This window comes from Archangium violaceum Cb vi76 (assembly GCF_000733295.1).
GTDB lineage: Bacteria > Myxococcota > Myxococcia > Myxococcales > Myxococcaceae > Archangium > Archangium violaceum.
The window spans coordinates 1-10200 of record NZ_JPMI01000105.1; the positions used below are offsets into that span (position 1 = coordinate 1).

Sequence of the window (10200 nt, forward strand, 5' to 3'; positions counted from 1 at the left end):
TGCGGAACCCGGGAGGGGTTTCCCCCCGCGCCCCGGAGTGACTACGGATGGGGCCGACTCCCGTGCCCGTCACCCTGCCAGCCCATGCCGCCGCGGTGCTCCCGTTCTTCCGGTTGTCCCGGAGGGGAGTGCTGCCCACGGCGCTCGTCGTCGGAGCCTGTGCGCCGGACCTCTCCTATGTGTACGCGGTGCGCCGGCTCGGCGACTACGCGCACGAGTTCCCCGGCTTCGTCCTCTTCTGCGTGCCCGTGGGGCTCGCGGTGCTGGTGTGGCTGGAGGCACTCGTCCTCCCCGCGCTGAGACGCGCCCTGCCCGAGCTCCTGGGCGTGCAGTGGGGCCGCTTCGCTCTCACGGAGGGCCTGCCCCGAGCGCCGCTCGCCTGGGTGGCCACGGTGGGGGCCCTGGTGCTCGGTGCGAGCACCCATCTGCTCTGGGATGGCTTCACCCACGCCAGCATGTGGCCCGCGGACGTGCTCTACCCGGACATCCGCGTCCCCGTGGGCGGCAGGGAGCTGCCGCTGGCGCGGATCCTCCAGCACGCCTCCTCGCTGGTGGGCTCGCTCGTGGTGCTCGGGTACATGGCGAGCCGCTACCGGCACCTGGAACCCGTGCCGGGAGGCTCCTGGGCGGATGGCCTGCGCGTGCTGGTGCCCACGGCGGCTGGAGCCGTGCTGGGACTGGTGCTGCGGCTCTCCCGCTTCCAGGACATGGGGGCGCTGGAGGCGCAGCTGTGGTGGGCCTTCTGGCCCACGGTGACGGGAGCGCTCGCGGGGCTCACCGTGGGGTGCGCGCTCGTCCGGTGGCGCCGGCCCTCATGACCTGCGCTCCACCTGCTCCAGGGCCCGTTGCAGCTGCGGCAGCGCATAGGGCTTGGGCAGCATCACCGCGCCCTCCAACCGCTCGGAGCCACCGCCGAACACCGCGTTCCCCAGCCCCGAGGCGATGATGATGCCCATGCCGGGCCTGTGCCGGACGGCCTCCCGGGCCAGCTCGACCCCCGATGAGCCCGGCAGCGTCACATCCGTGAAGAGCACGCCGAACACGCCGGCCTCGAGGGCCTTCCGGGCCTCCTCCGCGCTCGCCACCGCCAGCACGTCGAAGCCCAGCAGGCCCAGCAGCTCGCACGCCGACGCGCGGATGTCCTCATCGTCCTCCACCAGCAGCACGCGCTGCCGCCGGGTGGACTCCTTCGCCGTGCGTGACGCCGGCTTCCGCGCGCGGTTGTCGAGCAACTGCCGCACCTTGCGCGCCATGTCCTCGCGGCGATGGGGCTTGCTCAACAGATGGACGCCCGGGTCGAGCCGCCCTCCCGTCGCGATGGCGTCCTCCGTGTAGCCGGAGGTGAAGAGCACCTCGAGCTCTGGCAGCAGCTCGCGGGCTCGCCGGGCCAGCTCGGCGCCGCGGATGGGCCCCGGCATCACCACGTCGGTGAACAGCAGGTCCACGGAGATGCCGCTCTGGAGGATGGCCAGCGCGCTCTGCCCATCGGCGGCCTTGAGCACGCGGTAGCCCAGCTCCGTCAGCATCTCCACCACCGTGGCGCGCACCTCGGGGTTGTCCTCCACCACCAGGATGGTCTCGCTCCCTCCCTCGATGGGGCCGGTGGAGAGCTCCGCGGGCGCCGTCTCCTCGTCCCGCAGCGCGCGGGGCAGGTACAGCTCGATCGTCGTGCCACGCCCCACCTGGCTGGAAATCTGGATGTGGCCGCCGCTCTGTTTGACGAAGCCATACACCATGCTCAGGCCCAGCCCCGTGCCGCGGCCCTCGGGCTTGGTGGTGAAGAACGGCTCGAAGACGCGCTCCAGCACCTCCGGGGGCATGCCGCAGCCGGTGTCGGTGACGGCCAGGAGCACGTACTCCCCGGGCAGCACCTCCGGGTTCAACCGGGCCGTGTGCTCATCCAGCCGGGCGTTGCGGGCTTCGATCTTCAGCGTGCCGCCCTCGGGCATGGCATCCCGGGCGTTGATGGCCAGGTTGAGGAGGACGTTCTCGAGCTGGTTGGGATCGGCGAACGTGTTCCACAGGTCGCCGGGAATGAGGGCCTCCACCTGGATGCTCTCGCCGAGGGGGCGGCGCAGCATGTCATCCATGCCGCGCACGAGCCGGCCCACGTTGAAGACGAGGGGCAGGAGGGGCTGGCGGCGCGCGAACGCGAGCAGATGGGACGCGAGCCGGGCACCCCGCTCCACGGCCCCGACAGCGGCCCGCAGGCGGCTCTGGGCCCGCGCGTTGCCGGCCATGTCGCGCTGCAGGAGCTGGAGGTTGCCACTGATGACCTGCAGCAGGTTGTTGAAGTCGTGCGCCACGCCGCCGGTGAGCTGGCCCACGGCTTCCATCTTCTGCGCCTGGCGGAGCTGCTCCTCGATCTGCCGCTGCTCGGTGATGTCACGCGCGACGGCGTAGAGCACCCCGTCCTCGGGCACGGGCACCGCCGTCCAGGAGAGGCGGCGGTAGGTGCCGTTGCGGTGCCGCAAGGCGTTCTCGAAGCGCGGCGTCCGGTTGCCCGCGGCCAGGTTCGCCACCTCGGACCGCGTCTTCTCCCGGTCGCCGGGGTGCTCCAGCCAGGCGGAGGTCCTTCCCAGCAGCTCCTCCTCGGTCCAGCCGAGCAGCGTGGTCCACGCCGGGTTGACGCTGAGGAACCTGCCCTCCATGTCCGCCACCAGCAGCAGATCCTGGGAGACGTTCCAGATGCGATCGCGCTCGCGCGTGCGCTGCTCGACCCGCTGCTCCAGCAGCTCGTTGGCCCGCCGCAACTCCTCCATCACCTTGACGCGCGCGCACGCCGTCCAGATGCGATCGGCGACGTCGCGGATGAACTCGCGCTCCTCGGGGGACCAGTGACGCACCACCGTGTCATGGAGGAACAGGGCGGCGGAGAGACGGCCGTGCTCCATCAGGGGCACGTTGAGCAGGGCCCGGATGCCCAGGGCCAGCAGCTTCCCGGCGGTCGCGGCCGTCCTCGGATCCTGCTCGACGTCCGGGATGATGATCGTTTCACCCCGTCCGAGATCCTCGTGGTGGCCGTAGTCGGTGAACCCGTGCGGGCCCGCCACGCTGGCCACGCCGGGACCGGAGACCCAGTCCCGCTCGACCTGGAAGAGCCGCCGGGCCGTGTCGAACGTGCAGTAACCCGCGCGCGAGACGCCGAAGAGGCGCCCGACGATCTCCATGGCCGTGTTGGCGATGCGGGCCGTGTCGCTCAGCTCCCGCAGCCGGTCGCCGAGCTCGACGAGCGCGGCCTGTCGCAGCTCCGCCTTCTTCCGCTCGTGGATGTTGAGCAGCACGCCCGGGAAGCGCAGCGGCCTGCCGTCGGCGGCGAGCTCGCAGTGGCCATTGGCTTCGATCCACAGATAGGAGCCGTCGAGCTGCCGGACGCGGTACTCGGCACGGTAGGGGCCGCCGGTCTCCCCCGTCCGGGCCACCAACGCCAGGATCCGCGCGCTGTCCTCGGGGTGGATGGACTCCGCCACGACGCTGAGCGGCAGCCCCTGGGCGGCCTGCTCCGGCTCGATGGAGAAGGAGCGGGCGAAGCGCTCATCGGCGGTGAAACGGTCGGTGGGAATGTCCCAGACCCAGGTGCCGATCACCGCGCCCGCGTTGAGCGCGAGCTGGAGCCGCTCATTGGCCTGACGCAGCGCGTCCTCGGCCTGCTTGCGCTGGGTCACGTCCTGGACGACGCCCCGGAGCCGGACGGGCCTGCCCTCGGCATCGCGGAGGAACTCGGCCCGCCGGGAGATCCACCGCGGCTCGCCGGTGTCCTGCCGGTGGATGCGGTAGTCGACCGTGGTCCTCGCGAGGCCCTGGGCCCGCGACGTGGCGGTCGAGGCGACCTGCCGGTCCTCGGGGTGGACGAGCGGCTCGATGGCGGACACCGGCATCACGTCCACGGGCTCGAGGCCGTACACGCGGCAGAACTCCGGGGTCACGGTCATCAGATCGGTCGAGATCTCCACCGTGAACAGGCCGATGCCCCCGGCTTCCTGGGCGAGGCGCAGTTGCTCGTTGCTCTCCTGGAGGCTCTCCTCGGCCCGCTTGCGCTCGGCGATGTTGGCTGCGGCTTCCGGGGCGTTTTCTGGGTTGAACAGGGGAATGCTCATGGGGGTGATGCCGTGGGGGGAGCGTCGAGAAGACTGTTGCCGTGCAATCCCTCGCGGCGCAAGGGGGGAGGCGGCTGGACGTGCCATCCGGGCTGGATCGAGGGTCTGGGTTTCCCGGATACGTCCGGAGAACAACGATGCATGCGTCCAGCCATGGGGAGCACTTGCTGGCTGTTAGGCTTCCGGGCCCCAGAAACGAGCATCCCATGCCTTTCACACTGACGGTCAACGGCGAGTCCCATGCCCTCGAGGTGGAGGAAGACACGCCCCTGCTGTACGTGCTCCGGGACGAGCTGCGTTTGAACGGAGCCCGGTATGGTTGCGGCGTGGGCCAGTGCGGCGCGTGCACGGTGCTGTGCGACGGGGTACCGCTCCGCTCCTGCTTCGTCCCGGCCGCCTCGCTGGGTGGACGGGCCCTCACCACGCTGGAGGGGCTGCGTGCACCGGACGGGGCGTTGCATCCCCTCCAGCGGGCCTTCCTGGACGAACAGGCGGGCCAGTGCGCGTACTGCATTCCGGGGATGGTCATGGCGGCGGCGGCCCTGCTGCGGGAGAAGCCCCGGCCGTCCGAGGCGGAGATCCGCACCGCGCTGGACGCCAACCTGTGCCGGTGCGGCTCGCACAACCGCATCGTGCGCGCCATCCAGCGCGCCGCGGAGGAGCTGGCCCGATGAGCGCCCGCCTCGACCGCCGTTCGGTCCTGAAGGGCTCGCTGGTGCTGGCCTTCGCCCTGGCCGCCCCGGGCGTCTCCGGTGAAGCGCCGCGCCCGAAGCTGCCGGGAGACCTGGCGCGTCACCCCCGGCTCGACGCCTGGCTGCGCATCGGCGCGGACGGGAAGGTCACGCTGATGACGGGCAAGGTGGAGCTGGGCCAGGGCATCCTCACGGCGCTCGGGCAGTTGTGCGCCGATGAATTGGACATCGAGCTGTCCCGGTTGACCCTCCTCTCCGGTGACACGAGGCACTCCCCGAACGAGGGGACCACGGCCGGGAGCATGTCCGTGTCCCAGGGGGGCTCGGCGGTACGTCAGGCCGCCGCCGAGGTGCGCGCCCTCCTGGTGGGACTGGCCAGCGAGCGCCTGCGTGTCCCCGCCCGGCGGTTGCGCGTGCGGGACGGGACGGTGTCGGATCCGGTCAGCGGGGGGAGCGTCACCTATTGGAGTCTGGTGGGGGGACGGACGCTGAACCGCGAGGCGACCGGCACCGTCACGCCGAAGCCCGCCTCCGAGCGGCGTTACGTGGGCCGTCCGGTGCCGCGTCTGGACCTGCCCGCCAAGCTCACGGGCGAGGCCATCTTCGTGCAGGACTTCCGTTCCGACACGCTGGTCCACGGCCGCGTCGTCCGAGCCCCTTCCCACGGTGCGACGCTCGTCGAGGCTGGCACGTCCAGCGTGGAGCGCATGCCGGGGGTCTTGAAGGTGGTGCGCGACGGGAACTTCCTGGGAGTGATTGCGTCCAAGGAATGGCAGGCCATCAAGGCAGCGGCGGCCCTGGCGGGTGCCGTCCGGTGGAGCGAGCACGCCACGTTGCCCGTGGAGCCCCATGCCTGGCTGCTGGGTGCTCCGTCCCAGGACACCGTCATCCAGAACACCGTGCGCCCGGCGGGTCCACCTCCGGCGCGGACGCTGGAGGCGAGCTACCGCCGTCCCTACCAGATGCATGGCTCCATCGGTCCCTCGTGCGCGGTGGCGGAGTGGGACGGAGACATGCTGACCGTCCACACGCACAGCCAGAGCGTCTTCGATACCGCCGAGGCCATCGCGAGGATGCTCGGCCTGCCGGGAGAGAAGGTACGGGGGGTGCACCTGCACGGCGCGGGTTGTTATGGCCACAACGGCGCGGACGATGCCGCCGCGGATGCCGCGCTCCTGGCCCGTGCGCTGCCCGGCCGTGCCGTCCGCGTGCAGTGGTCGCGCCAGGACGAGCACATGTGCGAGCCCTACGGCTCGGCGATGGTGGTGAAGGTCCGCGCCGACGTGGACGAGAAGGGCGATGTGCTCGATTGGAATTACGAGCTCTGGTCGACTCCCCACGGCACGCGGCCAGGGGGAAACCCTGGCAACCTGCTGGCGGGCCGTTCGCTGGCACGACCCTTTCCCATGCCGGTTCCGAGGAACGGCGGGCCGCCGAACTACGCCGCGGACCGCAATGCCATTCCGCTCTACGCGTTTCCCGGCCAGTCGGTGACGACGCACCTGGTGACGGAGATGCCGCTCCGGGTGTCCTCGCACCGGGGGCTCGGCGCCTACGCCAACGTCTTCGCCATCGAGTCCTTCATGGACGAGCTGGCGCATGCGGCGAAGGCCGACCCGGTTGGGTTCCGGCTCCGCCAGCTCCAGGACGCTCGGGCGAAGGCCGTCATCCAACGCGCGGCGGAGCGCTTCGGCTGGTCGAAGGGCCGCCGCTCGCCGAATCACGGACGGGGTCTGGGCTTCGCTCGTTACAAGAACCTCGCGAGCTACTGCGCCGTCTGCCTGGAGGTCTTCGTGGAGCCGGACAGCCACGCCATCCAGGTCGTCCGGGCCGTGCTGGCCGCCGACGCGGGCGAGGTGGTCAATCCGGACGGGCTCACCAACCAGTTGGAGGGAGGGCTGGTCCAGTCATTGAGCTGGAGCCTGAAGGAGGCGGTCCGATACGACGGCCAACGCATTCTCTCGCGGGACTGGAGCACCTATCCCATCCTCACCTTCTCGGAGGTGCCGCCCGTGGAGGTGGTGCTGCTGGATCGTCCGGGTGAGCCGTTCCTGGGAGCGGGCGAGGCCGCGCAGGGCCCCACGGCGGCGGCGCTGGCGAACGCCGTGTTCGAAGCGACGGGAGCGCGGGTTCGAGACCTGCCCATCACACCGCAGCGCCTGGCAGCCCTCCGAAAGGGTTGAGCAATATCCCCTCTCCCCTCGGGAGAGGGTCGGGGTGAGGGTGCCTGTCTCCGTTCTTCAACCGTAGTCGGCCTGAGCGGGCGAGGAGCCGCCTCGCCGCTCAATCCAGGAGGCTCCGAAGGGCCAAGGCTAGTACTCCCAGCGCCAGACGGGGGATACGGGCAGCTCCCGGTTCAGCACCACGGCCCCCTCCTTGGAGCCTTCATGCGTCCTCACGCGCGCGTACCGGTCGCCCAGCGCGATGCACACGGGGTACTTCCGTCCATCCGGCAGCACGGCCAGCGTGTAGCGGCCCATGACGGCCGGGCGCTTGAACTCCGGGGGGTAGTCATAGATGCCGGGGCCTGTCCAGAGTCGGCCGTATAGCAGCGTCCCTTCGGGCAGGTTGCCATCGCCCTCCACCAGGCGGCTGATGACAGGGCCCTCCTGGTAGGTGCCCACCTCCTGGAATTCGCCGGGCTGGTTGATGTCCAAGATGGCCCGAAGGAGACTGCCAGTACTAATCTTCAACTCCTCGAACATGGCCTTGGTCGCCTCCTCGGGACAGGCCCCGGGCTCCGGGGGCTTTACCTGGGCGGCGGGGCATCCGACGCCAACGGCGGCGCACAACCAGGCGGCGAGGAGATTCGAGGCGGTAGAGCGCGAAGAGATGGACACGGGAGGGCTTCCTTTCTCGGGGCCAGACCCAGGCAGCAGCGCCTCGGGTGGGGACATGAGTGTGGAGTGCACCAGCCACAAGGCAAGGCCGAGCACGGTCAGGCCCGCGAGCACGACCAGGGACCCGCTCGTGCGCCTCGGGCCTCCTGGCGCAGCAGGCTCCTCCTGCTTCGCCTCTTCCTCCTTGGGGGGCGGTGCCTCCTCCGGGGCCTCGCGCGTTGCAGGCGGCAACCGGGCCGGCTGTGCCGCCACCTCCTCGGGGAGGGTCTCCACCGGACTGTCCTCAACGGTGAAGAGTGGCACCTTCCAGGCGGGGGACGTCCTCACCTTCTCGACGGCCTCCTCCAGCGCCTGGAGCACTGCCTCGGTATCCGGGTACCGGTCCTCGGGCCGCTTCTCCAGCAGCTTCAGGGTGATGTCGCTGAGGGCGCGCGGTGCCAGGGGGTTGAGGACGTGGGGGGCGGTGGGAGGGACGCTGGCGATGGCGGCCAGCAGTTCCTTGTCTGGCAGCTCTGGGTTGAACGGGTGGAGGTCCGTCAGGCCCTGGTAGAGCAGCACTCCCAGGGCGTACAGATCCGCGGGCACGCCCCCCTGGAAGGGCTCGCCCCGCTTCCACGCCTCGGTGCGCGTGTAGGCCAGGAGCTCGGGGGGCACCAGGTGCAGGACGCCCTCGGGCAGTCCCAGCGTCTGGGTGAGCGCTCCCGGCAGGCGCGCGGTGCCGAAGTCGATGAGGAAGGGCCTGCCGTCCTTCCGGCGGATGAGGATGTTTTCCGCCTTCAAGTCGCGGTGGTACACGCCGCGTGCGTGCAGTACCCCCACGGTGCGCACCACACTGGAGAAGGTGTCCGCCAGCCCAACGGCGTGAAGGGGTTTCCGCCACCGCCACCGGTGCCAGTCGTCCCCATCCACGAAGTCGGTGACGAGGAAGGGGTAACCCTGGGTGGGGTGGGGCCAGAAGTCCACCGCGTACACGCGCAGCAGGTTGGGGTGGGAGGAATAGGTGAAGAGCGCGGAGGCCTCTCGCGCCAGGCGCCGCCAGGCGCTCGTCTCCTCCACGTACTGTGCTTCGGTGAGTTCCTCCGTGGATTGGTTGATGGGGAGCAGTCCCATTTTCATCGAGTACGGCTGGCCGTCGCGCTCCACCTTGAAGACGCGGGAGGAGCCACCACGGCCCAGCACCGCGACGATGAGCCAGGGCCCCACCTGGTGGCCGGGCTGGAGGTGGTCCGGGTGAAAGGCTTCCGTTGTCATGGGGCCTGCTTCCTAAAGATTCACTTCGAGGATGGGGAGGGGCCGGACGCCGCTCTTGTCCAGCACCTCCAGGAGGAAGACCTCGCCCGCCTTCCAGAACGGCGTCTCCGTCTCCACCGTGACGAGACCCTCTTCGCCCGGCGCGAGCTGCGCCTTGTTCATGTCCACGGAGCGCACCTTCACGGTGGTGCCGTCCGCACGGGTGAGCCGCGCCCCTCCTGGCACCCAGGGTTTCTGTCCCGGAAGGCTGCGCACACGGACGACGGCGAGCGTCCAGGATCTAGCGCGATACCCCTCTCCACCCGCCACCCTCAGCCCACTCCGCGCACTCGCCGGTACCTTGGCGATGCGCTGGGCTTGCACCCCGTCCGGGTCGAGCCGCCCGGAAAACACGAGCCCAGCGGGCCCGCTCAAGGCCCGGAGCGCCGCGAGCTCCGCCTCCTTTTCCGCCAGCGCGGTTTCCAGCGCCTCGACGGTGCGCGGGCGGCGCACCACCTCCAGCTCCTTGTCCACCAGCGTGGGGTGGGAGACGAGCACGAGCGTGGCCACCGCTGGGGAGGCGCCGTCCTTGTAACGCACCCGCATCACCAGCTTCTCCTCGGCTCCCAGGTCGACGGAGGGCTCCACCGCCACGAGGCGCTCGCCGACATCCACCCACCGGAGGCGCGCCGGTCGGCCCTCGAGCTCCAGCGAAGCCTTGTCGATGGGGGCGTCGAAGCGAAGGTAGGTGGCGACGCCGGCCGCCACCCGCGCCTCCGGCACCGGCTCACCAGGGTTGCTGGGGAGGACAACCTGCCGTTGTTGCTGCTCGCGGACCAGGAACTGAGGCTGCGCTGCCGCCGACGCACTTACGGACAGAGCGAGGAAGAGCAAGAGGAGAAGGGGTGATGGTAGTGCCAGGGTGGAGAACCTCTCCGGTTCACCGTAGCAGATGTCGTCCCCCGGACGACCAGTTGCCGCACCACCTCGTCTTGCTCTGCTGGTGTTGGGCACTGCTCTCATCGTGAAGCCGTGAGCTTCTCACCTGTGGCCTGCGCCCTCTGGAGCTCGGAGCTCCGCCCAGCCTATGCGAAGCTGGGCGCTCGCGGCTCACCGTTCCCAGTCCACGCATCATGGACTTTCCATGAGGCGTTTCTATTCAACGGCAATAGACGAAACGGTCCCCTGGCAGTCTGGGGGAGATGGGATTTGTATGAAGAGAAAGGGACGTGATGGCGTTGAAGTAGAAATCCCTCCGCGGCACACCGCCAGACAGGGTCTGGATGGACGCGTCGTGGCTATTCCCCCAGGGCACACCGCCAGGCAGGGCCGCGATGGATG

6 protein-coding genes are annotated in these 10200 nt (G+C 70.1%); 3 read left to right on the forward strand and 3 right to left on the reverse strand.

Annotation, left to right across the window (positions count from 1 at the left end):
• Positions 1-47: 47 nt before the first annotated feature.
• The gene (locus Q664_RS16405; protein WP_052518222.1) at positions 48-818 is read left to right on the forward strand and encodes a DUF4184 family protein; all 771 of its coding nucleotides are present in this window, start codon (positions 48-50) and stop codon (positions 816-818) included.
• On the opposite strand, the gene Q664_RS16410 is transcribed toward Q664_RS16405, so the two are convergent.
• Positions 813-4097 (reverse strand): PAS domain S-box protein, encoded by a 3285-nt coding sequence (locus Q664_RS16410; protein ID WP_084609954.1) that lies wholly within the window; start codon positions 4095-4097, stop codon positions 813-815. The two genes, Q664_RS16405 and Q664_RS16410, sit on opposite strands and share 6 nt — an antisense overlap.
• A 206-nt stretch (positions 4098-4303) precedes the next feature.
• Here Q664_RS16410 and Q664_RS16415 point away from each other — a divergent pair, with 206 nt between their 5' ends.
• Complete coding sequence (locus Q664_RS16415; protein WP_043395684.1) at positions 4304-4771, forward strand: (2Fe-2S)-binding protein; 468 nt, start codon at positions 4304-4306, stop codon at positions 4769-4771.
• The gene (locus Q664_RS16420) at positions 4768-6972 is read left to right on the forward strand and encodes a xanthine dehydrogenase family protein molybdopterin-binding subunit (RefSeq protein ID WP_043395689.1); all 2205 of its coding nucleotides are present in this window, start codon (positions 4768-4770) and stop codon (positions 6970-6972) included. Before Q664_RS16415 ends, Q664_RS16420 begins: the two co-directional genes overlap by 4 nt.
• Positions 6973-7101: 129 nt before the next feature.
• Here Q664_RS16420 and Q664_RS16425 read toward each other — a convergent pair whose 3' ends face one another.
• The gene (locus Q664_RS16425) at positions 7102-8880 is read right to left on the reverse strand and encodes a serine/threonine protein kinase (RefSeq protein WP_052518223.1); all 1779 of its coding nucleotides are present in this window, start codon (positions 8878-8880) and stop codon (positions 7102-7104) included.
• Positions 8881-8892: 12 nt separating this feature from the next.
• Positions 8893-9753 (reverse strand): DUF2381 family protein, encoded by an 861-nt coding sequence (locus tag Q664_RS16430; RefSeq protein WP_235216723.1) that lies wholly within the window; start codon positions 9751-9753, stop codon positions 8893-8895.
• Between the last annotated feature and the right edge of the window lie 447 nt (positions 9754-10200).

Coding starts and splice junctions, on each gene's coding strand:
- Q664_RS16405 (WP_052518222.1), top strand. CDS start 48: ATGGGGCCGACTCCCGTGCCCGTCACCCTGCCAGCCCATGCCGCCGCG.
- Q664_RS16410 (WP_084609954.1), bottom strand. CDS start 4,097: ATGAGCATTCCCCTGTTCAACCCAGAAAACGCCCCGGAAGCCGCAGCC.
- Q664_RS16415 (WP_043395684.1), top strand. CDS start 4,304: ATGCCTTTCACACTGACGGTCAACGGCGAGTCCCATGCCCTCGAGGTG.
- Q664_RS16420 (WP_043395689.1), top strand. CDS start 4,768: ATGAGCGCCCGCCTCGACCGCCGTTCGGTCCTGAAGGGCTCGCTGGTG.
- Q664_RS16425 (WP_052518223.1), bottom strand. CDS start 8,880: ATGACAACGGAAGCCTTTCACCCGGACCACCTCCAGCCCGGCCACCAG.